Genomic DNA, 24332 nt, shown 5'->3' on the forward strand with positions numbered 1-24332 from the left:
ATACAAAGTGATGATGAAAAAGAGGCTATGGAATAACAAAGTGTTTAGCCCGCACGTTTTTATATAAGTTGGAGGGAAATAAGTAGTGAAAACGACGATTTCAAACGTAAGTAAAAAAGTCGAACAAACAGTTACGATCGGAGCTTGGCTACATAACAAGCGTTCTAGTGGAAAGATTCAGTTTTTACAGCTTCGAGATGGAACTGGATTTATTCAAGGCGTTATGGTAAAGAAAGAAGTCTCAGAAGAAGCGTGGGAAGCTGCTAAAGGACTTACGCAAGAATCTTCTGTATGGGTTACTGGAATCGTTAGAGAAGACGATCGTTCACAATCCGGGTATGAATTAACAGTAACGGATATCGAACTGATTCATGAAGCTGTCGATTATCCGATCACACCGAAAGAGCATGGAACAGAATTCCTAATGGACAACCGTCATCTTTGGATTCGTTCACAGCGTCAGAATGCGATTCTTCGTATTCGTAACGAAATCATTCGAGCAACTTACCAATTTTACAATGAGAATGGGTTTGTGAAAATCGATCCTCCAATTCTTACAGGTAGCTCAGCTGAAGGGACAACAGATCTCTTCCACACAAAATATTTTGAAGAGGATGCGTATCTTTCGCAAAGCGGTCAGCTCTACATGGAAGCAGCTGCGATGGCGTTCGGCCGAGTTTTCTCATTCGGACCTACGTTCCGTGCAGAAAAATCAAAAACACGTCGCCATTTGATCGAGTTCTGGATGATTGAACCTGAGATGGCATTTATGGACCACGAAGAAAGTCTTGAAGTACAGGAACAGTATGTGAGCTTCCTCGTGAAGTCTGTTCTAGAAAACTGTCAGATCGAGCTAAAGACACTTGGTCGTGATGTATCCAAGCTAGAAGCGATTCAAGCGCCATTCCCTCGTATTTCTTATGACGATGCGATTTCTCTATTGAAGGAAAAAGGATTTACAGATATCGAGTGGGGAGAAGACTTCGGTGCACCACACGAGACAGCAATCGCAGAAAGCTTTGAAAAACCTGTGTTCATAACGAACTATCCAAAGGATATCAAAGCATTCTATATGAAACCTGATCCAGAACGCGAAGAAGTTGTGCTTTGTGCTGACTTGATCGCTCCTGAAGGGTATGGAGAAATTATTGGTGGAAGTCAGCGAATCGATGACCTTGCTCTTATGGAGAAGCGTTATGAAGAGCATGGCTTAACTGACGATGCTTACAAATGGTATTTAGAACTACGTAAATATGGATCTGTTCCACATTCAGGCTTTGGACTAGGTCTTGAGCGAACAGTAGCTTGGCTCTCAGGCGTCGAGCATGTTCGTGAGACGATTCCATTCCCTAGACTTTTAAACAGATTGTATCCATGATAAACTAGCAAAGGGACGCTTCTTTCATATTTGAAAGGAGCGTCTTTATATGAAGTGGTTGCCGAATTTTTTCAACGTTTTAAGGGAACGAAACCAAGGGTTTTCACCCCATCACAAAATGCCGGCATGCTATAATGAAAGGTAGAGGTGGATGGGATGAAGAAAGAACACATTATTGAATTGTTAAACGGGGGACATGTATCCATACCGAGGCTCTTATTAACTCATTATTCAACTGTAGGACTTCATGAAGAAGACTGCTTCTTTTTGATCAAGTTACATGCCTTTATCGAACATGGTAATTCATTTCCTACCCCTGAAGAACTTTCAGCAGAAATGACGTATACGCCACAAACGTGTATGGATAAGATTCAACAACTCATGCAAAAAGGTGTTTTAACAATCGATGAACATCGAGATAAAGAAAAAGGCTATTATTCTGAAGCCTATTCGCTGCTCCCATTATGGGAACGAATTTTTACGAAATTAGAGCAACAAGAAGCGGAATCGAAAGCTGAAAAAAATGCTCAAAACGAAGAAAGTTTGTATACTCTTTTTGAACGTGAGTTTGCGAGGCCTCTATCACCTATCGAATGTGAAACACTTTCGATGTGGATTGATGGAGATAAGCATGATCCTGAACTCATAAAAGCTGCTCTAAAAGAATCCGTTCTTGCTGGAAAATTAAACTTCAGATACATCGATCGCATTTTGTTCGAATGGAAACGGAATAACATTCAAACGATCGATCAGGCAAGGGCCTACGGAGAGAAGTTCAGAAAGCATCAATACGATAAGAAAACACCATCACCGAAATCTGACAATAGATCGAATACAAGTGCTCCGATATATAATTGGCTCGGAAAATAAAGATAAGGTGGGGAAACGGGAGCGAACCTCCCGTTTTTTTATATGAATGGAAGGATGGATATCGTTGTTAACAAAGCCACAGATTCGTACTGTATTAGATTCCATGGGAGAAATGTTTCCAGATGCACACTGTGAGCTTCATCATACGACACCGTTTGAGCTTGCGATTGCGGTCGTACTATCGGCACAGTGTACGGATGCTTTAGTAAATAAAGTAACGCCAGGCCTTTTTGAGAAATACAAAGAGCCTGAGGATTACGTGAATGTCGAGTTAGAGGAATTAGAAAGTGATATTCGGAGAATAGGGCTTTTTAGGAACAAAGCAAAAAATATCAAAAAGCTGGCTCGAATGGTGATAGAGGAATATGGTGGACAGCTTCCACAAGATCGAGATGAACTAATGTTGCTACCAGGAGTAGGCAGGAAAACGGCAAATGTCATCGCTTCAGTTGCCTTTGACCTGCCAGCGATAGCGGTTGATACTCATGTTGAGAGAGTTAGTAAGCGTCTTGGGATTTGTCGCTGGAAAGATTCCGTTCTTGAAGTGGAAAAGACGTTGATGAGAAAAATACCAATAGATGAATGGTCCGTCTCTCATCACCGTTTCATTTTCTTCGGAAGATATCACTGTAGAGCTCAATCACCTAAATGTGAAATTTGTCCCTTACTAGATTTATGTAGAGAAGGGCAAAAACGAATGAAAAAGGTTGCACGGAATGGAAAGTAAAGGTCTTCCTAAAGCCATTCATCACCCTTTATTCTTTGCTGATTCTGACTGGCATGAAGAGATAAAACATACCACCAAACGAAACCCTTTCTTTTATGAAGTGCAGGAGTTTATCAAACAGAAAGACGAGCGACCATGGGATTCCCCTACATCGCATCTCAAGGAGTATTTCGAGCAATGGAAAGACGTTGAAGAAACGATAAGAGCTTTCTTCTCAAGCAGAAAGAAAAAAGAAGCGAGCATCGAGATGGTTTTTCAAATCGGCTACTTGATGGAAGCTTTATTTTGGCTGAATGGAAGAAGAGCGTTGGCAGGGGAGTGGCAAGCAACGATTCGTTCCCTTGAAATCTCACCGCTCAATGGGGCAGAACGCTTAAAATATGTGATCGATCACTATGATCATTACACGGCTTTTGTACAATTACGAGAGCTTATTCATGACCTTCATAAAAAGTGGATGAAAAATGAAGCCATAAAGAAAAGCCAATCGGATTAAAAACCGATTGGCTTCTTTTTTAGTTATTTCCAGGTATGAGGTCAGAAAGGGAAGATGAATCGTCTTCAGGCTTTCGGCTCTCACTATCATCTGATTGACCATTTCCTTGGCCACCATTGTTTCCGCTGCCGTTACCTCCGCCATTTCCGCCTTGGTTCCCATTACCTTGTTCGTTACCGGAACCTTCGTTGGATCCTTCATTGGAACCTTCATTACCTTCGCTGCCAGAGTCATTTCCAGAGCCATTGCCTTCGTTGCCCTGGCCTTCACCGTCTCCATCGCCATCGCCTTCGCCTTCGTTTTCACCTTCACCTTCGCCGTTTTCTTCATTTTCTTCTTCTTCAGGTTCAGGCTCTTCCTGAGCAGGAACAGTGACTGACGTTTGTGCAGGCTTAGACGTGACACCTGTATCAGAAACGATTGCCGTTACTTTAAACGTAAATTCGCTTCCAGCTGATACGTTGTCGATTGAAACGGCCGTATTGCTCGACTCTGAAATCGTTGCATACTCTCCGCCATCGACGCTCATTTCTACTTTGTACGTGTAGTTTTTATCGCCGCCAGGTTTCCAAGAAACTGAAATGCTGTTCGATGCTTCATCGTATTGAGCAGATAAGTCTTTTACACCTTCAGGCTGTTGATATTTATCAGACGTTTTCTCTGGTGTATTACCTTTTACGAATAGTTCATAAACGATCTGGTCTTTTGGTGTGTAATCACTAGGGAGTAATCCCGTTTCTTTTTCTACACCAACTTCGACAACAGAATCAGGTTTTTTAAAGTCAGCAGTCTCGACACCTTGAGAAACTCGTTGCATGATTTCTCTAAAGAGAATTTTGGACGTATCGTCTTCTCCTTTGCCAGAATCGAGGTAATGGCTATTAGGAGAGTTAAACCCAGTCCAAACGGCCATCGAGTACTCTGTTGTATATCCTGCAAACCATGCGTCCCTTGTAATTCCTGAAGTCGGGAACCCTTTTGATTCGACAACGTCTTGAGGATGGTTCGTCGTACCGGTTTTTCCTGCTAAAGGTAAACCGGAAATGTTTGCATCCGTACCCGTTCCGCTTTTCACAACTGTTTTCAGCATATCTGTGATCATATATGCCGTGTAATCATTCATCGCTTTAACGGATTCTGGCTCGAGGTTAATTTCTCGACCGTCTGGGAACACAACTTTTCTTACTGTGTGCGGTTTGTTGTAATTACCGTTGTTTCCAAATGCAGCATAAGCTCCTGCCATTTCGAGTGGGGAGGAACCGAATGTTCCAATCGCTGCAGTTGGAACCATGTCAGATTCTTTAAGGCCTAGCCCAAGTTTATTAGCGAACTCTAGAGAAGGACCTTCGCCAACTTCAGTAAACGTGTTGACTGCAGGGACGTTGTAAGACCACTGCAACGCTTTTCTCATCGATACTTGACCGCGATATTTACGGTCCCAGTTTCGAATGTTTGCGCCATTAATTTCTAGCTTCTCATCCTTAATCGATCGACCAGTCGACCATTGCATGTTGTCGATTGCAGGACCGTAAGAAATGATCGGTTTCGCTGTAGATCCTGTTTGCAGATTGTCTGTCGTCGCGTAAGGAATGACGCTCTCGTCTTTACGCGTTTCGCCGATCGCACGAACAGAGCCTGACTTCGTATCGAGCAGAACAAGACCTGATCTCATGTTTTCGTTCGTATAGTTGTAGTTTTCGATCACATCATTCGTAATTTCTTGCGCATTCGTGTCTAGCGTAGTATGAATCGTTAAACCGCCAGAATAAATATCTTTCTCAGATATATCTTCTCTTTCTTGCAATTCTTTCACGACACGATCGATGAACACTTTATACTGCTCAGTGGATTTGTCGTTGTTACTTTGAACGACCATGTCACTTACTTTCATCGCACTATATTTCTTAGCTTCTTCTGCTGTGATCACACCTTGCTTTTTCATCAAGCTAAGCACAGTGTTACGACGTTCTTCTGCGACTTCAGGGTGATCGAACGGGTCGTAAGCTGTCGGACGCTGAGGTAGTCCAGCAAGTAGTGCTGCTTCTCCTGGAGTCAGCTCATCTTGAGTGATGTTCTTATCAAAATAAGTTTCTGCTGCATCAACAACGCCCCATGCGCCATTCCCAAAGTAGATTTTGTTCAAATACATTTCAAGAATTTGATCTTTCGTATACTGTTGTTCCAACTTGATGGATAAGTAAGCTTCTTGAACTTTTCGTTCCAATGATTTCTCTGAAGTTAAAAGGGAGTTTTTGATCACTTGCTGTGTGATCGTACTCGCACCCTCTGCACCAAATCCGTCTTTAACGTTTGCGAGAACTGCTCCCCCGATACGACGAGGATCGATACCAAAGTGGTCATAAAAACGCGTATCTTCAACAGAAACAAATGCGTTTTTTAGAATATCAGGAATTTCATCTATCTTCGCCACTTCACGAGATTTGCTTCCAGCGAGCGTTTGCACTTCTTCATCATTACGGTCTAGAATCACAGAAGATTGTGGGTTGGCTAACGCTTCTGGATCCAATTCCGGTGCATTGTTGATGTATGCGACCGCTGTGATTCCTCCTATGGTTATCCCGATGAGAAGTAACACAACGAGTGATAGAAGTACTTTTTTGAACGTTCCTTTTTTTCCTTTTTTCTTTTTACTTTCTTTTGGGTTTTTCATTTTACGTCTTTCTTGACGAGAGTTATATTCACTCATGCATATTCCTGCCTTTCAAACCAATACTCTTTATAGGATTCGATACAATCCCGTATTTTATGAATGCGCTAAATTCTAGCTTTGATTGAAATACATTTTATCAATAATCTTCATATAGTCAATGCGTGGTTGGAACGTATAGGGGATCTTGATCCCGTCCTTCTCAATGTCTTCTTTTTTAATCGATTTTCTACCGCCATTTTTCATTTCGGTCCAGTGTTGAAACAAATGTGTGGCATCATAGAAGAATACCTCATCAGATGTTGAGAAACGCAAAATAATGAAACAGATTCCTGATTGTTCGATCACCTGTTTCATGTGTGAAATTTGATGCTCGTGAAAGTTATTCAATGGGAAAGAGGTTTTATTCTTCGTTTCTTTCGCTTCAAAGTCGATATACCTTCCTTTGTAGACACCATTATAATCCGTCGTGGAAGCCTGCTTAAAATAGGCTTCTTTGATAACTGCAGCACTCCGTTTTGGATAATCAACGTTTACAATTTGCACAGGAGTCGGCTTTTTATGAATAACTGCCTTACCGACCGAGAGATAATAAGTATTGCTCTTGTTAATGTCTTCTTCAAGGGTCATTCCTCGATTGCTGTAAGACTTTTGTTTCTGACTCGCAAGCTGATTCTGAGCCGAAGGGACATACGGCTTTCCGTTCGGATATCGAATCGGCAACATAACCATCCTTTCTGTAGAAGCTACTTCAACTATTCTACTCTAATTATAACGTCTTGCACGACTAAAATGTTTCAAGCAGGTGAAAAAAAGATTGAAAGCAAAGAGGGAGTTAAACGAAAAAGAAATCTTAGAAATTAAGAAACTTGTAGCGGAAGGAAATACGGATAATATTTCACGTACTGTATTTTACGAGAGATTTTTTAGAAGTCATCCCGAGATAAAGTGGGCTTTCTTGGCGTCGATGGTGTCTAGAAATGCAGGGTGGAGCATGGCTGATCTTAAAGGCGAATGGTTTCAGAAAATCATCTCACAGGAAAAGATAGCAGCTCTTTTGCTTACATATGAACGAGCGAACTGGACGATCTTCGAGGACGCTTTTCCACAGTTAGTTTTATATGCATTGAGCAAGCAGTATCGATGCTCAATGATGTCATATTTAAATGAATTTCATGTTTCGCGTTTTATGCAACAAGAGTGGGAGACGTTTTTTACAACTAGAGACGAAGAACGCTTGATGAGAGCTTTGATCATCAACGAGCAGCATGTTATAGAGAAACCGGTTCTTTTGCATCACTCTCTTCAGAAAAAGGTGTTTCATTCGTTTCTATTCAACGTCCAGGAATGGTTCCACTACAGTACAGTTCTTTTTCCCACTAGAAGAGGTCAATTATACGGGCTGACTGTTAAGGGTTTTCGACATACGAAAAATAGAGTGGAACTAGGCAAGAAATTAGCGAAACTGTTGTTCCATCCTGATTATTTTCACCTGTTCTATGACTTTTCGACACACACCCCTCCAACAGGTAATCGCTATGATTATGAGAAATACATGGGAAAAGAGAAAGAAGGGCGCATGCTGAGAGAAGTTTTACCGATCATCACACATCACCAGCGGGAAAAAGTCGAATGGTTTACAAGTAGAAGAACCGTCGCGAAGATGTTGAGAAAAGAAGTAGAGCTTAACCCATTCGATCTTACGGATTGGTATGAAAAGAAAAGAAGTCAGATCAAAATCGTGGTAGAGCTTGAAAATGTCATAAAACCTAGGGGATGATCCCCTAGGTTTTAAGTTGAAGGACGGTTGGGTCCTTCTAATTTTTTGTTGCCATATCCAGGTCTTGTTTCCTCTTGTGAAGGCTGTGCGTTTCTTGCAGGTTTTTGCAACTTGCGTTTTTTTGTCATGTCACTACACCTCCTGTCATTTAGTTTGAGCAGAAGTTACAAAATCATTCTGCAGAGTGTCGAAAAAGTTCCGCTTTATCAGTAAAACACTACCTTTGCCGAAACGCTTCTAGTTTTGTCATTGAAGAAGGCGTTTTCAAGTATAGGACGAATTATACAATTACAAAACAGGCGGAAGCCTTCATTAACAGAAGGGATGGGATTTCATGTTGTTAAAAACAAAGCAGGTTTCTGATCAACTTGGTGTGAATCCTACTACTGTTCAAAGATGGGTTAAGTACTTTGATTTAGAGTGTGATAAAAACGAGCTAGGTCACTTTTTATTTAGCGAGGAGACGATTGAAAAGCTGAAGCATATTCAGGAGGAGCTGCGCAGCGGACAATCGATGGAAGGGATCAAAATGACAGATACAGAAGATGGTGCGAAGAAGTCTGCTCCTAAAATGGTATCTCAGGAAAAGTTTGAGCAACGGCTCGATCGATTCTCCGTACGCCTTGAACAACTTGAAAGGCAGTTAGAAGAAAAAGCAAACGAAGTGATCACCGTACAAGTTCTTCAGCACCGCGCAGAGTTAGATGAACTACTTAAGAAAGTGACTCGTATCGAAGAGAAGTTGATGGAACTTGAAGAACATACGTCTATTCAGGAAGCAGTAGGCCAGTCGACAGGAAAAGTGAAGCGTCCCTGGATCATGAGTTTATTTAGTTTCTAATAAGGAGCTAAATCAATATGCTGGCCTTATGTCCATCTTGGATATAAGGTTTTTTGTTTGTGATTGAAAGCGGCTTTGTGTGTTAGGATAGATAAGATGGGAGTGACTGTCATGAATCAGAATTTAATTTCTCTAACAAAACAATTGATGGAAATAACTGAAGAAGCGAGGCTGCAATACGTCAATCGGACTCAACTTGAAACGTATGAAGTGGATTTTTATGGAGAAGTAAAGCCATTCGCTGACCGTGCCTTAGCTATATTGAAAGAGTGGGAACCACTAGCAAGGGAATGGGTAATGGAAAATAAGCCAAAATACCTCTATCCGATTCAAATAAAAAATACGTATGAAAACCTCGAAATGGTTTCTGTCATTGCCTGGCAAAAAGATACAGGTCCTAAGAAGTTTAATGAGAGAGTACAATCGATCGAATATGTTCTTGAGAAACTGATCGAACAAGCAGATGAGTAACTTCATCTGTATGTTATAAAAATTTCACGTACTGTTCTAATTGTATATTATTCCTAATTTCATGGATACTAATGAAAAAGGGAGTGACAGCATGACAGCTTACTTATGTCCGAGATGTAAAACGAATCGTTCGAGGTTTAACAAACTAGAGCAAAAGGTGACGTCAGTCAAGATGGACCCAGAAACGGGAGAAGTAGTATCTGTAATGGAAGAAGGAGCTATGGACCCTTTTCACATGGAATATAAAGGACCCGAGTATCGTATTCAGTGTGCAACGTGTGGTGAAATTGGAGACGAAGAAACATTTGTTCAATTTGCGCGATCGCACCCAAGAGGGTAATTGAGATACGCCTCCCAAAATCATGGTATAGTAGGTAGACTGGGAGGTTAGGATATGTTCGATCCAACAATTTATGAAAACGTAAAAGTTGTCCTTGAAGGTGAGTTATACGATCGAGATTTAGACGGTGAAATCACGATAACGAATCGTAGTGACCTTGTCGATCTCGCAACTCTATCAAGGACTTATATCGTAAGCTTCGAAGAAAACTCAACTGTTTTGAGTACGATCAATCTTCATGCGAGCCTTGAAAGTTTTAGTGCAGAGCAGCTTGAGCTCGATCATATCATGCCTGGGTGTGAATTGAAGCTATGTTTTGATCTAACGATGAGTAAAGAATCTAAGTGTGATGAGATTTACAAGATAATCAAAGAAATATGGGGAGATCGTCCATATGTTAATCAAACGCTATCTTATAAATATCGTCAGGAAGCAACGATTACGAACCGAGTTGAATTAGAATTCAATCGAAAAATAAACGAAGATCAAATAAGTGATCTCACTACCATTGTCGATTATACCATTCGAACTGCAGCAGAGTTATCGACTATAAAGTGAAAAAGGCGGATAGCATCCGCCTTTTTCTATCCATACTTTTCAGTTGATGTTAGTACTTTCCGCCGCCAAGCTGTTGTTCAGCCATTTGGACAAGACGCTTTGTGATTTCTCCTCCAACAGAACCGTTAGAACGAGAAGTGGAGTCAGGACCAAGCTGTACGCCAAATTCTCTTGCAATTTCATACTTCATTGAATCTAAAGCTTGTTGTACACCAGGGACTACCAAGTTATTTGAGCTATTGTTATTTGCCATGTTGTACACCTCCTTGCACCTTATCATGTACTTAGCGGCCTGAGGTTATCCAAAAATAGAAATGGTAGATAATGGTGTAACAAGAATAATATTTTGAATATTCAAAGGATTTTAACGAATTGGAGTCGAATAGTACATACTAGCTTGGTAACAGCATATTGGAGGGAAAAACATGGATCGGTTCATTCGAAAATCAGGTATTTATCAAAACCTTGAAAAACGAAGGTGGGAATATTGGCTCGTATTGACTGAAGAAAATAAGATTCTCGTTTCCTGGCTATGTTGGACAGCTCCTCAAGAGATCTATGAGCAGTGGAAGCTATCGAATGTATCTTGAAAGGGTAAAACTGATTTTAATTTAAAAATTTTAACACAATGATTGTTGTTCGCGTTCAAGTGTTTCTTTTATAATGGTATAGGTGAGTCTATTGTACTAGACAGTGGATGAGTCGAGTGTACGAACTCTTTTTAATACCATTTTAAAGAAAGAGGAGCTCCTATGATCGCAAAACAATGGTGGTTAATACTATTTTCCTTAACATTACTATTTAGTGTTTTTCCACAAACTACCTTAGCAGAAGAACCAAACATAACAAGTGAGACAGCAATACTTATCGATGGAAAAACAGGTCAAATTTTATATGAGAAAAACAGCGGTCAAGTCATGTACCCAGCTAGTATCACTAAGATCGTGACAGCGATCCTTGCTATCGAGTCTGGAAACTTAAATGATTCTGTAGAAGTTAGCAGCGAGGCTCGGCAAGTTGATGGAACGAGAGTGTACCTAGCTGAGGGAGAAACGGTTCCTTTAGAAAAGCTCGTTAAAGGGATGATGGTCAACTCAGGTAACGATGCTGCTGTGGCGATTGCGGAGCATTTAAGTGGCAGTGTCGATGCATTTGCTGAAGAAATGAATGCATTCGTTAAGGATGAGTTAAACCTTCAAGATACGAATTTTACGAATCCACATGGACTATTCAATGAAGAGCACGTAACGACAGCAAAAGATATGGCAAGAATTACTCAATATGCGATGCAGAACGATGAGTACCGTTCGATCGCCTCCTTAAAAGAGATGGAATGGAGTGGCGAAGAATGGGATACGACGCTTATCAATCACCATCGCTTGCTGTTAGATCATGATTACGTTACAGGTGGAAAAAATGGCTATGTCTCAAAGTCTGGATTCACACTCGTAACGAGTGCTGAACAAGATGAACGTGAATTGATCGCTGTAACGATGAAAGCGAATAGTAGCAATACAGCCTACCAAGATACACTTAAGCTGCTCAACTACGGATTCAATGCATTTACTCCAGTGGTGTATGAAGAAGGAAAGAAAATCGGAACGATCGGCGATACAGATTACATGCTATCGAAAGAATTAACACTTTTGAGAAACAACGATGAAGAAGTCGAATTAACGATTACGGACGATGGTGTCATGGAATCTAGTATAGGTTCGATCACCTCGTTATTAGATTCATCGCTCTTATCGGCGAAGTCTCTTAACGATTCCTCAACGCCTGTTGCTGATGTCGAGACTTCAGTCAATAAAACGAGTGGTGAGGATTCAACAAGTAATGAGTGGCTGAACCTTGCCATACTAGTCATCGGAATCGGGATGTTTATGGTTATCTTACTTGCTTTGATCGTGAGCAAGAAATCTTCTCACCGTAGAAGATCGCGATCGTTTCCTTAATCGCATCGAATAAGCCTGCAGTGTTACCTGCAGGCTTTTTCATATCGTTCACGTTGTACTTTCTAAATAAAGAGATAAGCTTTTTACAGCGGTCATGCCCTGACCTGTAGCAGACGATATACTCGACAATAGAGGTCGTGTACAAACATCGCCTACCGCATAAACGAAAGGTAACGATGTCTGACCCGTCTTATCGCACACAAGATAGCCTTCTTCATCTGATTCTAAACTGTCTAAGAAAAGGTGTGTGTTTGGTTCTACACCAATTCTAATAAAAACACCGTCTACTTGACTCTCATACGATCGTTCCTTCCTGTCATAGAACAATTGCTTATTCGAGCTATCGATCTTTGTCACCACCGCATCTGTTAAGACGTCGATCGAAGGGTGTGCTAATACCGGATCCCGAAATTCATTTCTAGCCCTAAACGTAGTGGAGCGATGAATCAATTGAACAGTCGCACCTGCTTCTGCAAGAAGAAGAGCACCTTCAAAAGCTCGATCGCCACCTCCGATGACTGCTACTTTCTTTCCCTTAAAGCGATCTCGGTCTCTCGTCGCAGAATACACTTCATTTCTGTCGATCATTTCCTGCTCGCCAGGTATGCTGAGTTTCTTTGGAGATGAACCAGTCGCGATAACTAATGATTGAAAGGCGTATGTGTGAGAAGTTGTGTGCAATAATTTGTTGATAAAATCAATCTTTTCGATCGCCACATCCGTACTTAGCTCGCAGCCTAGAGTTTTTACATGGTCGACTAATTGTTCTTGTAGTGCAACACCACTTTCCAACATGACAGCTGGATAATCAATGATTTTATTGTTGATCGAAAGGAGCTGCCCTCCTAGTTCCTTATTGGATTCTAACAACACATGATCCAGTCCTAAGCGCTTTGCCCATATAGCTGCAGAAATGCCTGCAGGTCCTCCTCCGATTATGATGAGATCTTTTTTTTGGAGCAACTTTTTTTCCTCACTTTCTAACAGAAAGCCAATTCTCGAATTCAAGCCAACTTTTTACACGCGGAACGTCAACATCTTTGTTGTACGGGTAATCCATGGCGATCGCCGTTCTACCAGTGTTTCGAAATGCTTCAAGGTTGTGGGGGGCATCGTCTAGTAGCAAGTCTCCGCGAATCATCTCTTTACGATGTGTAAAGATTAGGTTTCTCTTACCGATAAAGGGAAGGTGCTTTTCAACCCATAATTCTTTTTCAGTGTATGCGTATGTACGGCTACTTGTAACGATCAAGAGCTCATAACGTGAAGATAACCTCTCAAGCACTTCGATTGCGTTCGGGAGAGGAGTCAAAGAAAGAAACAAGCCTGGCTCGTCCAGATAATCATATATCTTTACACCACATTCTTCTTTAACGTAATCCTCTGATCTCCAGCATTTTAGTTTTTCAACATTTAAATTATCTTGGTAGTCACGGTTGTAGCGTTTATGCCATTCAGTCATTAAATCGCATATAACTGAATCCATATCGATCAATAACGTATTCAAACTTTTCACTTCCTTATACCTCGTTCTCATTTATCATATCAGTCCTTTGTATACCTTACAATTTATATAAAAAAGACAGGAAGTAATCCTGTCTTCCAGATCGTTGAAAGCTTAAAAAGTTGCGCTCCCTATAACGTAGGAGTTTGAATCCCTCTTGCTTTCCTGTGGACGAACGCTTGAGCCTCAAATCGGACAAGAACGGTCCGCTCTGAGTCTCAAACGCCCGTTGGACCACTGGAGTCAAGAGGGATTCACTCCTACTAGAATTCATTCTTACAAACGTTAAACTTTCCGACCAATTATGCTATGACATGTTTCTACTGTCATTTTGAGTCAGTTCATTCTTTGATTTACAAGTGGATAAATTATTTATGCGGAAAGAGAGCGTCTTGGAGCGTTTAACGAATTTCTCTTAAGACTTTCGCTACACTCTAAGAAGACAGGAGCGAATCCTGTCTTCTTCCTTAATATTTCACAAAAGCTGCGCCAACGATGATGAGTAAGATAAACAGTACGACGATTAAGGCAAAGCCGCTACCGTTGTTACAACAATAGTAAGGCATACTTGCTCCTGCCACCTGGTTGTATGGCTCATTTGGATATGGTGCATTTCCATAATTCATAGTTGTGATCCCCCTTAGTATCTCTTGCCCTATCACTATATGTATCCGTCTATAAATGATGTGGGCAAGAGCGGAGGGAAGAGGCAGTTTTTAGAAAAGTACCCAACTAGCCACTGAACGTATTGTCCTTACTACGTTGCTGTAAGAAGTTGTTTCGGTAGTCATCTGTAAGTTCTTTCACTTCCTTACTGAGGAATAAGATGGCGATGACGTTAGGGATAACAAAGAGTGCTAACGTGAGATCAACTAGCTCCCATACGAACTGAAGGCCACCGATTGCTCCGACAAATACGGCACAAATATAAACCACCCTCATCACCTTAGAAGCTTTAGACCCGTATAGGTATTCTGCTTGTTTCTCTCCATAGAAGATCAGGACACCGATGGTACTAATGACAAAGATGAGAAGAAGGGAGGATACGAAAATTGGGCCCCACGTTTCTCCCATCAAGCCAGCAAATGCGTCAGAGACCATATCCGATGCATTCGAAGGTTTCACATCCTTCCACGCTCCAGATAAGAGAACGGTGAAAGCTGTAATTGTGCAAAGAACGATCGTATCAATGAAGACACTAAATATTCCCCAAAGACCTTGTCGGCTAGGATGTGGCGTGTGAGCAGCGGAGTGTGCGATCGAAGCAGTTCCCATTCCAGCTTCGTTTGAATATAGTCCTCTCGCAAGACCCCAGCGGACTGCTGCAGCAAACCCAGCACCTGCAAAGCCACCTGCTGCAGAGATCGGTTGGAATGCATGGACAAAAATCAGTTTCATCACTTCAGGAAACTGGTCGATGTTGATCACCATCACACCGATAGCGCCTCCGATGTAGGTTAGGATCATAAATGGTACGATTTTCTCTGCAACAGATCCTATTCTTTTAATTCCTCCAAACACTACGATTGAAATAAGAATCATCAGAATGATACCCGTCAACCAGGTAGGGAGACCGAATGATCCTTCGGTTAAGGTAGAGATCGAGTTTGTTTGAACCATGACACCCGGTATAATTTCAATCATCAGACCGAATGCAAAGAGCCATGATGCGAATTTCCAGTTAAGTCCTTTACGTATGTAATACATTGGCCCACCAACATAAACCCCATCTTTGTTTTTTTCTCGATACTTGATACCCAACACGATCTCAGAGTATTTCGTCGACATACCGATGATGGCAACGACCCACATCCAAAAGATCGCGCCTGGTCCACCGAACGCAATCGCAACCGGTACGCCAACAATGTTTGTAGCTCCCGCAGTAGATGCTAGAGCAGATGTGAAAGCCTGAAATGGTGAGATTGTTCCATCGCCTTTGTTTTTTTCGAAAATTTTACCGATCGTATGTTTCAAGGTGTGGGGGAAGAAAATAATTTGAAAAAAGCCGAGTCGGATGGTTAAAAAAAGCCCTCCTCCTAAGAGTAAAATCATCATCGGATAGCCCCATATGAATCCCGAGAACTCCGAGATCGCATTAAGAATCGTTTCCATTCTAATCGCTCCCTACGAATATAGTGTATAACTTTAATATCCAAAAATAGGGAATGTGAAACTTAGTCTAAGGAACAATAAAAAAACAGCCGGTTTGACCCGGCTGTTTATTATTGAGGCTGTTGGCCGTTAAGCTGATTCTTAACGTGCTGTACTTCTTGCATCTGCGCAGGTGCTGCTGGCTGATAGTACCCTTTTTGTTTTGCGTAGTGATAAAGGTTATATTGTCTTTGTTCATCAGTATTTCTTATTTGTTGAAGCGTCTGACGCAGTTGCTCGTTATCACATTGTGAAATAACACTACCATAGTTGATCAGGCTTCCATTTAGAGCTGACAAGTAATCGTTGACCATATCCTTCTCATTCATTACTTTCTCCTCCTTAACCTAAAAAAGACATAAGCTGTTGTTTTGTATTTCTTGCATCTTGCGCATCTTTTTGCAGCATTTGCTTTAGTTCAGGACAAGTACAAGTTTGGGCATACGTATCAAGTTTATTTGCCAGCGTGTCGTGACCACCGATCATGTGGCGAAGGTTTTGCAACTCCAATTCATTCAACTGTTCCATAAAAGTCCCTCCTTCTATTGAATCAATCTTAATATTGAATGTTGAGGGACTTTTTATACGCGTTTACGCGATGATGTTTCGATTGTTTGTGAATTGCTCATACTCTTTAGTAGCCATGATTTCTTCTAATATATGTACAACGTTCCACACATCTTCAAACGACGTATATAACGAGATCGGTGCAAGACGAATGACGTTTGGAGCTCGAAAGTCAGGAATTACGCCTTTGTTTTTTAACGCTTTGCAAATTCTAGCAGCTTCGTTATGTTCTAAACAAACATGGCCACCACGGCGATGGTCCTCTGCAGGGTTTGCTATAGTGAAGCCAAAGCGATTCAGTTTTAAAGCCGTTAACTCCATTAAGTACTTCGTGAGCTTTAACGATTTTTCTCGAATTTGTTCAATGCCGGCTTCAGAAAAAATTTCTAACGAACCAATCAATGAAGCCATGCTGAAAATATGAGGTGTCCCGATTTGAAATGCTCCAGCGGTTTGTGCATGATCAAGGTCATGACTCATATCGAATTGAACGTCTTTCTTCGAGCTGAACCAACCTGCAAGGCCTGGTTTCTTTCCTAGGTGTTTTTCATGGACATAAAGACCGCCGACACCACCAGGGCCACTGTTTAAGTATTTGTACGTGCACCACACCGCGAAGTCAACGCCCCATTCGTGTAAGTGATGAGGGATGACACCGACGGAATGTGCAAGGTCGAACCCTATTATGATGTCTTTATCATTTGCTGCTCGCGTTATTTTTTTGATGTCGAGTAATTGACCGCTACGATACAAGACAGAAGGGAGGAGGACTAGTGCGACTTCGCTTGTCATCTCCTTAATAATGTCGTCTTCATAAATCGTACGACCATCTGAACTTTGTACCTGAATGAGATGTTCGTCTGGTGATAATCCGTGAAGCTCTAGCTGTGCTTTTATTGCATAGATATCTGAAGGGAAAGTGAGTGAATCAGCGATGATCTTCGTTTTCTTATCATTTGGCTTGTAAAAAGTTGTTAGCATTTGATGGAGGTTAGTGGTGATCGAACCTGTTGTGATTGTTTCGTCTTCTTTTGCTCCGATAAGGGGCGCAGTCATCTTGCCAAGCATTTCTGCCATATAAAACCATGGTTGCTCCGCGTCTGTCCAACCATTGATTCCATGCGTTTTCCAATCGTCAATCGATTGGAGTAGAGAAGCTTCAGCTCGTTTTGAGAGAAGGCCAAGTGAATTGCCATCCATGTAAATGGAATGGTCCGGAGTATAAAACTCATTTTTGAAGTGGCGTAGAGGGTCTTTTTCGTCTAGCTCTTTTGCATAATAAATGGACTGTGGTACACTCAATTTACTCAGCTCCTTTAGTATCATAATCGTATGGTAAAGAATGAGAAGCTGTCAACGCTTACATAGCCCGATATGAAAAAACTAAATGTTTTTTTGAAATAATGATTGACGTGTTTTGGCTTAGGGTGTTATTATATTAATTGTCGCTGAAACGGAACAAACCACATGCGGGTGTGGCGGAATTGGCAGACGCGCTAGACTTAGGATCTAGTGTCTTACGACGTGGGGGTTCGAGTCCCTTCACCCGCACCAGAATAGATGCGCCCGTAGCTCAATTGGATAGAGCGTCTGACTACGGATCAGAAGGTTAGGGGTTCGACTCCTCTCGGGCGCGCCATTACATAACATAGCGATGAAATCGGGAAGTAGCTCAGCTTGGCAGAGCACTTGGTTTGGGACCAAGGGGTCGCAGGTTCAAATCCTGTCTTCCCGACCATCACATAGCGTGGCGGTGTAGCTCAGCTGGCTAGAGCGTACGGTTCATACCCGTGAGGTCGGGGGTTCGATCCCCTCCGCCGCTACCATATAATTAAATAGTGGAGGGGTAGCGAAGTGGCTAAACGCGGCGGACTGTAAATCCGCTCCCTCAGGGTTCGGCGGTTCGAATCCGTCCCCCTCCACCATTTTGGGCTATAGCCAAGCGGTAAGGCAACGGATTTTGATTCCGTCATGCGCTGGTTCGAATCCAGCTAGCCCAGCCATTTTGCGGGTGTAGTTTAGTGGTAAAACCTCAGCCTTCCAAGCTGATGTCGTGGGTTCGATTCCCATCACCCGCTCCATTACATAATTTTAATTAAGACTTTTCCAAGAATGGAAAACGTGGTATACTAACTTTCAGTTATCGTATCACACATACTACCATGCGCCTTTAGCTCAGCTGGATAGAGCAACAGCCTTCTAAGCTGTGGGTCAGAGGTTCGAATCCTCTAAGGCGCGTATCTCAAAACCTCTGAGTGGTTACACCACTCGGAGGTTTTATTTTGTGAGTGAAGATAATGACGAGGAGTTCAAAAAGGCGAACATTCACGTAAAAAATGAACTTATTATTAATTTTTACGTATATTCGCACTCGTATCTCTTGATTTTCCAGCTTAATGTGCTACTATATCCGTAGAAACCTTATTGCAGTAACTGACGACAAATGTGGAAGTAACCACAAGGGAGCTGTAATGGATAAAGCCGGTCGTCTGGGCGAAGAAATAGTGATATTTCTTAACACTGTCTAGGAGGAATCAGTTCATGTCAGAATCCAAATTATTAGATGGAAAAGCAGTTGCAAATCGTGTGAAAGAACAGCTTAAAGAAAGAGTGGAAGCACTTAAAACACAAGGTGTTACGCCCAGCCTCGCAACGATTCTTGTTGGAGATGATCCTTCCTCTGAAACGTACGTGCGTATGAAGGGAAATGCATGTGAACGTATAGGGATCGTATCAAAGAAGATTCATCTGCCAGAGGAAACAACCACCGAAACGTTGCTTGAAACCATAGAAGGACTGAACCGCGATGATGCTGTCCATGGTATTTTGCTTCAGCATCCTGTGCCGTCTCAAATCGACGAACGCCTTGCATTTGAGACGATCGCCATCGAGAAAGACGTCGATGGGGTGACAAGTGAAGGGTACGGACAGACTGCTCTAGGGTTTGGTACATACCCATCTTGTACACCTGCAGCAATTATGAAGATTATGGAAGACTATGACATTAATCCTGAAGGTAAGCATGCGGTCGTTGTAGGAAGAAGTCCTATTCTTGGAAAGCCCGTTGGTGCACTTCTTTTAAATGAAAATGCTACAGTCACGACTTGTCATTCGAGAACTGTTAACTTGGCAAAACATGTTAGTCAAGCTGACATCGTAGTTGCCGCTGTAGGAAAGCCAGAGTTCATCAAGGGTGAATGGATCAAAGAAGGAGCGATCGTCCTCGATGCTGGTTACAACAAAGGCAATATCGGTGATGTCGAATACGAAACAGCAAAAGATAGGGCGTCAGCAATTACTCCTGTTCCAGGAGGCGTTGGACCTGTTACGATCGCGATGTTATTAAAACATACGGTAGATGCTGCAGAAAAATCTGTAATTAGCTAACGAAAAACTCGGGTATGATCCCGAGTTTTTTTATGTAGGAAAGCACATTTCATGAGCATTTTACTAATTGGTTTGGGAATACTGTGTTAGTCTCGTAATGAAAGATCATTAGTGAAGGGAGCATGAATAATGAAACTAGAAGGTAAAGTTGTACTCGTTACAGGCGCAAGCAGCGGAATAGGTGAAGCAATCGCACGCCATATAGCTGATGAAGGAGCTAACGTGGTACTTGCTGCACGTCGAGAAGAGAAGTTAACTGATCTCGCTCAGTCTTTAAATGATCAATCGAACGGCAAAGCGCTCGTAGTGAAAACGGATGTAACCAAAAAAGAAGACATGGAAAACTTGGTTAAAGAGGCGAAAGATACATACGGCAAAGTTGATATGATCATTAACAATGCTGGTGTTATGCTACTTTCGTTCATGAAAAATGATGAAGTGGATCAGTGGACTCAGATGGTAGACGTAAACATTAACGGTGTTCTTCACGGTGTTCACGCAGTCTTACCAGACATGCTGAAGCAGGAGAGCGGCCACATCGTCAATGTTTCAAGTGTTGCTGGACACGAAGTATTTCCTTCTAGCAGCGTCTATAGTGCAACGAAATACGCTGTTCGTGCATTATCGATGGGACTCGAAAAAGAACTTTCGAAAACAGGAGTCCGCGTAACAAACATCTCTCCAGGTGCAGTGGAATCTGAACTTACAAACCATATAACTGACGACGAAGTGCTAGAAATGTTTAAAGATCGAGCAGCTACGATGAAGAAGCTTCAAGCTGATGATATCGCACGTGCTGTCGTTTATGCACTAACACAGCCTGATTACGTTAACGTTAATGAAGTGGTTGTTCGACCTATGCAATAGGAAAGGTTGCGCTACCACACAAAAAAAGCCAGCAAATGCTGGCTTTTAAGATTCATTCTCACTCTTTTTATAGATTCGCTCCACGACTTCCTGAAGCGAATCGGGCTTATGAAACTCGATTGGAGAGAAGCCTTTTTCAAACGTAATTGAATCGGCTTCGATCGCAAGTACGTATTTTCCGTTCACTTTCGCTAAGTGAATACTTTCTCCAAAGTCGGACAGCATCGCCTTAACAGATACATGATCGAGCTTAAGCTTCCATTCTACGTCAGGAGATTGTTCCACGATCTGCGAAGTAGCTTCCACTACTTGCTCTGTGGTAAAGTGCTCTTGTAACTCTCTCTTAGGACTCGCCGCCCATTCTTCCATCACCTGTTCGAACTGTTCTTTTTCTTCGCTTTCTGGTTGGAACGTTTCTTGAATGTGGTCCTGAACGATATCCATGGTTTGTGTTTTCACGATTTCAGGCATCGATTTTTCATATTCGACCCACTTCAAGAAGTCTTCGAAGTATCTTGCGTGTGAGGACTGGTGAACTTTAACTTCGGCGCTATCGATCATGCCCTCTTCTGGCATGTAAGGGTATTGGACGGATTTCATGTTTTTTGTTGTAATGGCCATCTCGATATTTTCTATTAGCGTATCTTCGTTAGTAATTGTTGCCACTTTCGGTTCGAAGTCACATTTCATTATAAAAAGGAACGGGTCGTCGAATAGTTTAGTGAGCTTAGCGGATGCGACGATCAACACGCCGCCTCGAATCGCGCTCGTATCAAGATACATTTGTACGATTTGATCTGCTTCTGATTCAAAATCATCAGCCGTTTCAGAGTATCTTGCTCTGTGGAATAAATTAAAATTCGGATTAGATGTCAACTCATGACCAGGTTCAACCATAAAACGACCGATCTTAGTAGGAGCTCCTTCAGATTTTGCGTGACGATCAACTTTTCTTTTTGTGATTTTCGCAAGCTCTCCATCTAAAAAAGATTTAAGGGGGCTATCGGTATATGTAACTTCATCTAGTGTTTGAAAATGTTTATACTGTGCTTCTTCATTTTCCTTCGGACCTTCTACGAGGTAAAAGGATAAATAGTTCATTGAAAATTCCATTTTATCACCTGTTTTCTTAATACGTTAATCAAGTATAGGCAAGGAAAATACATACGTCAATTGCTGAATCCAGTAATTTCTTGATATAGGCTGCTCGTCAGTTGTAAACCATAAGCATAAGAATGTTTAACCCTATAAGGAATAGGGGAAATAACGTTTAAATATGCAATATAAAATTTTATTTTTAAAAGCAATATTTGACAGAAATGTGAGGCTACATGATGAATATACAATTTGACCTAATCAACGCTCGGATAAAAACCGTATATGGACCAAGCACTCAGAACATACAAAAACTTACTTTTCATTCGAAAAATGCGACTGAATCTTCTTTGTTCTTTGCGATAAAAGGAGAAAATCATGACGGTCACTTGTATATTGAAGATGCAATAAAAAGTGGAGCAGTTGCTGTAGTAGGGAGCGATTCATCTCTTTTAAAAAGGTTTACGGAGGAATATCCTGAAATAACGTTTGTTGATGTTGAAGATGTGCGCATCGCCATGGCTTATTTTTCAAAACACTTTCATAACAGTCCAGATGAACTGTTGAAGACAGTTGGCATTACAGGAACAAACGGCAAGACGACAGTTGCTGCATACGTAAGGTCGCTGCTAACTCTTCTAGGTATGCCATCGGGTTCGATCGGTACGTCAGGTATTTATACTTCCAAACATAAAATCCCTTACAAGAAGAGTACCCCGACTACCCCAGAGTCAGTCGATCTTCATCAGATCTTCCATGATCTGCTCGACGCGAATGATTCTGCGGTTGCGATGGAAGTTACATCGATCGGTTTGGATCAGAAGAGAGTTGCAGGCGTTTATTTCGATGTAGCAATTCATACGAACTTATCTGTAGAGCATCTCGAATATCATAAAACCTTTGAGAACTATAAGGAATGTAAACTTCAGCTGTTTCGTCAAGCGCATTCAGCAGTCATCAATGTGGATGATGAAGGCATGGGACAAGATCTCTTAGATTTGTTTAACGGTCCTACCGTGACATATTCGTTGATGCCTGAAACAGAAGCAGATTTAAAAGCGGTTGATATCAAGCATAGCGATGCAGGTACGACCTTCACACTGCAGGTCAATCAAAAGGCGTACGAGGTTTATGTACCCGTGTTTGGAGAATATAACGTCGCTAACGTATTGTCAGCGATCGGAACTGCAATGTTGTTAGGCTATAATATACCTCGGATTCTTCATGTGCTGACAAAGCTTGAAAGCCCTGAAGGAAGGTTTCAAATTATCGAAGTACCACCGAATCAAAAAGTCATTTTAGATTACGCTCATACTCCTGTTGCATTAACGAGGCTCGTGGAAGAAGTTCGTAAGTTAAAGCACAGCCGATTAATCGTAATGATTGCAGGGATCGGAATCAGAGACTTTGAAAAGATGCCTAAGATGGCAAAAGCAATCGATGGGAAAGCGGATGAGATCATCGTGACGGTCGATCATCCAGGACACCATGACCCTTCGATAATCGTTGATAAAGTGATGACGGGTTTTAGTGACCCTAGAGCAACTCATATTCACCGCACAAACACAAGAAGAGAAGGCGTACTCAAATCACTGGAACTCGGTGGTGAAGGAGACATTATTCTACTTACAAGCGGTTGTATCAATGGAGCTCAAATCGTGAAAGGGAAGGAAATCCCCCATTCTGATGAAGACATTATTCACTCGTACTCATACATGACATCGTAACCCTCCTACGTGAGGGTTTTTGTGTGAAAAAAATGTAGTTGAAATAATCATGAAGGTAACGTACAATTTTATCTTTGAGATTGGTTAGAAGGGACGTAATGGAGTGACCTGGGAAATACTAAACATTATTGGAACAATAGCATTTGCGGCGAGTGGCGCCCTTGTAGCACTAGAAGAAGAATTTGATTTTCTTGGTGTGATCGTACTTGGTCTTGCGACTGCATTCGGTGGAGGAATCATCCGTAACTTATTGATCGGCGTTCCCGTCCCATTGATATGGGAGCAGGATAGGCTCATCATAGTAGCCATCGCAACGATTCTCATCTTATTCATTCTTCCTGCTTCTTGGATTAATTATTATTGGGAAAAATGGGGAAGTTTCTTTGATGCGATCGGCTTAGCTGCATTTGCCATTCAAGGTGCACTCTATGCAGAAAGCATGGGCTTACCATTCATAGCGGCTATGGTTGCAGCTGCAATGACAGGAACTGGTGGAGGAATCATCCGTGACTTACTTGCGAGAAGAAAACCAACTGTCCTCCAAAAGGAAGTATATGCCGTTTGGGCTATGATGGCAGGGCTCTTGATCGGCCTTGGCTATCCACAAGGTTTAACACCTCTCATGATTTTGTTCGGCATGATTGTATTCTTACGAATGCTTTCTTTAAGACTCGGTTGGAAGTTACCTTACCGAACGCTTTCGTAACGATAAGTTAGCTTGTATACGGAAAGTGAGCTAGAACTACAGAGCTCGTATATAGAAAAGAGCGCCGATTCGATTCGGCGCTCTTTTTTGGTGTTTAGCAGAAGTAGGATATTTAACATGAATGAAAAAACAGTGATTTTTAAAAGTTTGTATAGTACAGAGGAACGTTTCAGGGGTGAAATATATGGTAAAATGTAGAAGTCGATCTTCAGTTAAAGGGCAGGATTGTGGAGTAAGAATTCCT

General features: G+C 41.7%; 26 protein-coding genes, 8 tRNA genes and 1 riboswitch. Of the genes, 23 read left to right on the plus strand and 11 right to left on the minus strand.

Features of this window, described 5'->3' with window-relative positions:
- The first annotated feature begins 85 nt into the window (after positions 1–85).
- From asnS to ACXADT_RS12270, 4 genes are all read left to right on the plus strand, one after another.
- The gene (asnS, locus tag ACXADT_RS12255) at positions 86–1378 is read left to right on the plus strand and encodes an asparagine--tRNA ligase (protein WP_270179020.1); all 1293 of its coding nucleotides are present in this window, start codon (positions 86–88) and stop codon (positions 1376–1378) included.
- 156 nt (positions 1379–1534) lie between these two features.
- Positions 1535–2248 (plus strand): DnaD domain-containing protein, encoded by a 714-nt coding sequence (locus ACXADT_RS12260; protein ID WP_474835345.1) that lies wholly within the window; start codon positions 1535–1537, stop codon positions 2246–2248.
- A gap of 64 nt (positions 2249–2312) precedes the next feature.
- Positions 2313–2975 (plus strand): endonuclease III, encoded by a 663-nt coding sequence (gene nth, locus ACXADT_RS12265; protein ID WP_474835347.1) that lies wholly within the window; start codon positions 2313–2315, stop codon positions 2973–2975.
- The gene (locus ACXADT_RS12270) at positions 2965–3471 is read left to right on the plus strand and encodes a YpoC family protein (protein WP_474835349.1); all 507 of its coding nucleotides are present in this window, start codon (positions 2965–2967) and stop codon (positions 3469–3471) included. Before nth ends, ACXADT_RS12270 begins: the two co-directional genes overlap by 11 nt.
- Positions 3472–3490: 19 nt before the next feature.
- On the opposite strand, the gene ACXADT_RS12275 is transcribed toward ACXADT_RS12270, so the two are convergent.
- Both ACXADT_RS12275 and recU read right to left on the minus strand, forming a co-directional pair.
- Positions 3491–6178: a PBP1A family penicillin-binding protein gene (locus tag ACXADT_RS12275; RefSeq protein WP_474835351.1), complete on the minus strand. Its 2688-nt coding sequence runs from the start codon at positions 6176–6178 to the stop codon at positions 3491–3493.
- Between the two features lie 75 nt (positions 6179–6253).
- Positions 6254–6862: a Holliday junction resolvase RecU gene (gene recU, locus ACXADT_RS12280; protein ID WP_474811456.1), complete on the minus strand. Its 609-nt coding sequence runs from the start codon at positions 6860–6862 to the stop codon at positions 6254–6256.
- Between the two features lie 94 nt (positions 6863–6956).
- Between recU and ACXADT_RS12285 the strand changes: the two genes are divergently transcribed.
- The 5 genes from ACXADT_RS12285 (at position 6957) to ACXADT_RS12305 (ending at position 10129) form a co-directional block, all read left to right on the plus strand.
- Positions 6957–7919: a DUF2515 family protein gene (locus ACXADT_RS12285; protein WP_474835353.1), complete on the plus strand. Its 963-nt coding sequence runs from the start codon at positions 6957–6959 to the stop codon at positions 7917–7919.
- 334 nt (positions 7920–8253) lie between these two features.
- Positions 8254–8760: a MerR family transcriptional regulator gene (locus tag ACXADT_RS12290; RefSeq protein WP_474811459.1), complete on the plus strand. Its 507-nt coding sequence runs from the start codon at positions 8254–8256 to the stop codon at positions 8758–8760.
- A 111-nt stretch (positions 8761–8871) separates the two neighbouring features.
- Positions 8872–9231 carry a YppE family protein gene (locus ACXADT_RS12295; protein ID WP_474811461.1) on the plus strand — a complete coding sequence of 120 codons (360 nt, stop codon included), beginning with the start codon at positions 8872–8874 and terminating at the stop codon, positions 9229–9231.
- Between the two features lie 91 nt (positions 9232–9322).
- Positions 9323–9571, plus strand: coding sequence for a DNA alkylation repair protein (locus ACXADT_RS12300; protein WP_270179011.1), 249 nt, complete (start codon positions 9323–9325; stop codon positions 9569–9571).
- A gap of 54 nt (positions 9572–9625) precedes the next feature.
- Positions 9626–10129 carry a hypothetical protein gene (locus tag ACXADT_RS12305; RefSeq protein WP_474835355.1) on the plus strand — a complete coding sequence of 168 codons (504 nt, stop codon included), beginning with the start codon at positions 9626–9628 and terminating at the stop codon, positions 10127–10129.
- A 49-nt stretch (positions 10130–10178) separates the two neighbouring features.
- On the opposite strand, the gene ACXADT_RS12310 is transcribed toward ACXADT_RS12305, so the two are convergent.
- Entirely contained in the window at positions 10179–10382 is a 204-nt protein-coding gene (locus tag ACXADT_RS12310) for an alpha/beta-type small acid-soluble spore protein (protein ID WP_270179009.1), read from the minus strand.
- A gap of 172 nt (positions 10383–10554) precedes the next feature.
- On the opposite strand from ACXADT_RS12310, the gene ACXADT_RS12315 reads away from it, so the two are divergent.
- Both ACXADT_RS12315 and ACXADT_RS12320 read left to right on the plus strand, forming a co-directional pair.
- On the plus strand, positions 10555–10719 hold the full coding sequence (locus tag ACXADT_RS12315) for a hypothetical protein (RefSeq protein WP_270179008.1): 165 nt from the start codon (positions 10555–10557) through the stop codon (positions 10717–10719).
- Between the two features lie 162 nt (positions 10720–10881).
- A complete protein-coding gene (locus tag ACXADT_RS12320) occupies positions 10882–12084 on the plus strand; it encodes a D-alanyl-D-alanine carboxypeptidase family protein (RefSeq protein WP_474835357.1) in 1203 nt (400 codons plus the stop codon).
- A 48-nt stretch (positions 12085–12132) separates the two neighbouring features.
- Here the strand turns inward: ACXADT_RS12320 and ACXADT_RS12325 are convergent, their stop codons facing one another.
- From ACXADT_RS12325 to kynU, 7 genes are all read right to left on the minus strand, one after another.
- Positions 12133–13047 carry an NAD(P)/FAD-dependent oxidoreductase gene (locus ACXADT_RS12325; protein ID WP_474835359.1) on the minus strand — a complete coding sequence of 305 codons (915 nt, stop codon included), beginning with the start codon at positions 13045–13047 and terminating at the stop codon, positions 12133–12135.
- Positions 13048–13057: 10 nt separating this feature from the next.
- Positions 13058–13600 (minus strand): 5' nucleotidase, NT5C type, encoded by a 543-nt coding sequence (locus ACXADT_RS12330; RefSeq protein WP_474835361.1) that lies wholly within the window; start codon positions 13598–13600, stop codon positions 13058–13060.
- 455 nt (positions 13601–14055) lie between these two features.
- Positions 14056–14214 carry a YjcZ family sporulation protein gene (locus tag ACXADT_RS12335; protein WP_270179004.1) on the minus strand — a complete coding sequence of 53 codons (159 nt, stop codon included), beginning with the start codon at positions 14212–14214 and terminating at the stop codon, positions 14056–14058.
- 106 nt (positions 14215–14320) lie between these two features.
- Positions 14321–15700 carry an alanine/glycine:cation symporter family protein gene (locus ACXADT_RS12340; RefSeq protein WP_474835363.1) on the minus strand — a complete coding sequence of 460 codons (1380 nt, stop codon included), beginning with the start codon at positions 15698–15700 and terminating at the stop codon, positions 14321–14323.
- Positions 15701–15810: 110 nt separating this feature from the next.
- A complete protein-coding gene (locus ACXADT_RS12345; RefSeq protein ID WP_270179002.1) occupies positions 15811–16068 on the minus strand; it encodes a spore coat protein in 258 nt (85 codons plus the stop codon).
- Positions 16069–16081: 13 nt separating this feature from the next.
- Positions 16082–16267 (minus strand): hypothetical protein, encoded by a 186-nt coding sequence (locus ACXADT_RS12350; protein ID WP_270179001.1) that lies wholly within the window; start codon positions 16265–16267, stop codon positions 16082–16084.
- A gap of 63 nt (positions 16268–16330) precedes the next feature.
- Complete coding sequence (gene kynU, locus ACXADT_RS12355) at positions 16331–17632, minus strand: kynureninase (protein ID WP_474835365.1); 1302 nt, start codon at positions 17630–17632, stop codon at positions 16331–16333.
- Positions 17633–17775: 143 nt separating this feature from the next.
- Between kynU and ACXADT_RS12360 the strand changes: the two genes are divergently transcribed.
- The 10 genes from ACXADT_RS12360 (at position 17776) to ACXADT_RS12405 (ending at position 20560) form a co-directional block, all read left to right on the plus strand.
- Positions 17776–17860 (plus strand) — tRNA-Leu (locus ACXADT_RS12360).
- An 8-nt stretch (positions 17861–17868) separates the two neighbouring features.
- Positions 17869–17945 (plus strand) — tRNA-Arg (locus tag ACXADT_RS12365).
- Between the two features lie 22 nt (positions 17946–17967).
- Positions 17968–18044: transfer RNA gene (locus ACXADT_RS12370), tRNA-Pro, on the plus strand.
- 11 nt (positions 18045–18055) lie between these two features.
- Positions 18056–18132 (plus strand) — tRNA-Met (locus ACXADT_RS12375).
- A 14-nt stretch (positions 18133–18146) separates the two neighbouring features.
- A tRNA-Tyr gene (locus ACXADT_RS12380) sits at positions 18147–18231 on the plus strand.
- A gap of 3 nt (positions 18232–18234) precedes the next feature.
- Positions 18235–18309 (plus strand) — tRNA-Gln (locus ACXADT_RS12385).
- Between the two features lie 4 nt (positions 18310–18313).
- A tRNA-Gly gene (locus ACXADT_RS12390) sits at positions 18314–18387 on the plus strand.
- Positions 18388–18470: 83 nt separating this feature from the next.
- Positions 18471–18544 (plus strand) — tRNA-Arg (locus tag ACXADT_RS12395).
- Between the two features lie 181 nt (positions 18545–18725).
- A riboswitch (ZMP/ZTP riboswitch) is annotated at positions 18726–18808 on the plus strand.
- A gap of 39 nt (positions 18809–18847) precedes the next feature.
- Positions 18848–19693, plus strand: coding sequence for a bifunctional 5,10-methylenetetrahydrofolate dehydrogenase/5,10-methenyltetrahydrofolate cyclohydrolase (locus tag ACXADT_RS12400; protein WP_474835367.1), 846 nt, complete (start codon positions 18848–18850; stop codon positions 19691–19693).
- 126 nt (positions 19694–19819) lie between these two features.
- On the plus strand, positions 19820–20560 hold the full coding sequence (locus ACXADT_RS12405; protein ID WP_474814776.1) for an SDR family oxidoreductase: 741 nt from the start codon (positions 19820–19822) through the stop codon (positions 20558–20560).
- A 45-nt stretch (positions 20561–20605) separates the two neighbouring features.
- Here ACXADT_RS12405 and ACXADT_RS12410 read toward each other — a convergent pair whose 3' ends face one another.
- Positions 20606–21673 (minus strand): DUF3900 domain-containing protein, encoded by a 1068-nt coding sequence (locus ACXADT_RS12410; RefSeq protein ID WP_270182356.1) that lies wholly within the window; start codon positions 21671–21673, stop codon positions 20606–20608.
- Between the two features lie 221 nt (positions 21674–21894).
- Here ACXADT_RS12410 and ACXADT_RS12415 point away from each other — a divergent pair, with 221 nt between their 5' ends.
- Positions 21895–23382, plus strand: coding sequence for a UDP-N-acetylmuramoyl-L-alanyl-D-glutamate--2,6-diaminopimelate ligase (locus tag ACXADT_RS12415; RefSeq protein ID WP_474835369.1), 1488 nt, complete (start codon positions 21895–21897; stop codon positions 23380–23382).
- A gap of 103 nt (positions 23383–23485) precedes the next feature.
- Positions 23486–24088 carry a trimeric intracellular cation channel family protein gene (locus ACXADT_RS12420; protein WP_474835371.1) on the plus strand — a complete coding sequence of 201 codons (603 nt, stop codon included), beginning with the start codon at positions 23486–23488 and terminating at the stop codon, positions 24086–24088.
- The last annotated feature ends 244 nt before the right edge of the window (positions 24089–24332 follow it).

Source organism: Anaerobacillus sp. ABR4_321 (assembly GCF_056158505.1).

Bases quoted from the DNA above. Each gene is read 5' to 3' on its own strand.
- ACXADT_RS12260 (WP_474835345.1), top strand. From the start codon at position 1,535: ATGAAGAAAGAACACATTATTGAATTGTTAAACGGGGGACATGTATCC.
- ACXADT_RS12270 (WP_474835349.1), top strand. From the start codon at position 2,965: ATGGAAAGTAAAGGTCTTCCTAAAGCCATTCATCACCCTTTATTCTTT.
- ACXADT_RS12300 (WP_270179011.1), top strand. From the start codon at position 9,323: ATGACAGCTTACTTATGTCCGAGATGTAAAACGAATCGTTCGAGGTTT.
- ACXADT_RS12350 (WP_270179001.1), bottom strand. From the start codon at position 16,267: ATGGAACAGTTGAATGAATTGGAGTTGCAAAACCTTCGCCACATGATC.
- ACXADT_RS12290 (WP_474811459.1), top strand. From the start codon at position 8,254: ATGTTGTTAAAAACAAAGCAGGTTTCTGATCAACTTGGTGTGAATCCT.
- kynU (WP_474835365.1), bottom strand. From the start codon at position 17,632: ATGATACTAAAGGAGCTGAGTAAATTGAGTGTACCACAGTCCATTTAT.
- ACXADT_RS12335 (WP_270179004.1), bottom strand. From the start codon at position 14,214: ATGAATTATGGAAATGCACCATATCCAAATGAGCCATACAACCAGGTG.
- ACXADT_RS12410 (WP_270182356.1), bottom strand. From the start codon at position 21,673: ATGGAATTTTCAATGAACTATTTATCCTTTTACCTCGTAGAAGGTCCG.
- ACXADT_RS12305 (WP_474835355.1), top strand. From the start codon at position 9,626: ATGTTCGATCCAACAATTTATGAAAACGTAAAAGTTGTCCTTGAAGGT.
- ACXADT_RS12310 (WP_270179009.1), bottom strand. From the start codon at position 10,382: ATGGCAAATAACAATAGCTCAAATAACTTGGTAGTCCCTGGTGTACAA.
- ACXADT_RS12295 (WP_474811461.1), top strand. From the start codon at position 8,872: ATGAATCAGAATTTAATTTCTCTAACAAAACAATTGATGGAAATAACT.
- ACXADT_RS12275 (WP_474835351.1), bottom strand. From the start codon at position 6,178: ATGAGTGAATATAACTCTCGTCAAGAAAGACGTAAAATGAAAAACCCA.
- ACXADT_RS12415 (WP_474835369.1), top strand. From the start codon at position 21,895: ATGAATATACAATTTGACCTAATCAACGCTCGGATAAAAACCGTATAT.
- ACXADT_RS12320 (WP_474835357.1), top strand. From the start codon at position 10,882: ATGATCGCAAAACAATGGTGGTTAATACTATTTTCCTTAACATTACTA.
- ACXADT_RS12400 (WP_474835367.1), top strand. From the start codon at position 18,848: ATGTCAGAATCCAAATTATTAGATGGAAAAGCAGTTGCAAATCGTGTG.
- ACXADT_RS12315 (WP_270179008.1), top strand. From the start codon at position 10,555: ATGGATCGGTTCATTCGAAAATCAGGTATTTATCAAAACCTTGAAAAA.
- ACXADT_RS12340 (WP_474835363.1), bottom strand. From the start codon at position 15,700: ATGGAAACGATTCTTAATGCGATCTCGGAGTTCTCGGGATTCATATGG.
- ACXADT_RS12345 (WP_270179002.1), bottom strand. From the start codon at position 16,068: ATGAATGAGAAGGATATGGTCAACGATTACTTGTCAGCTCTAAATGGA.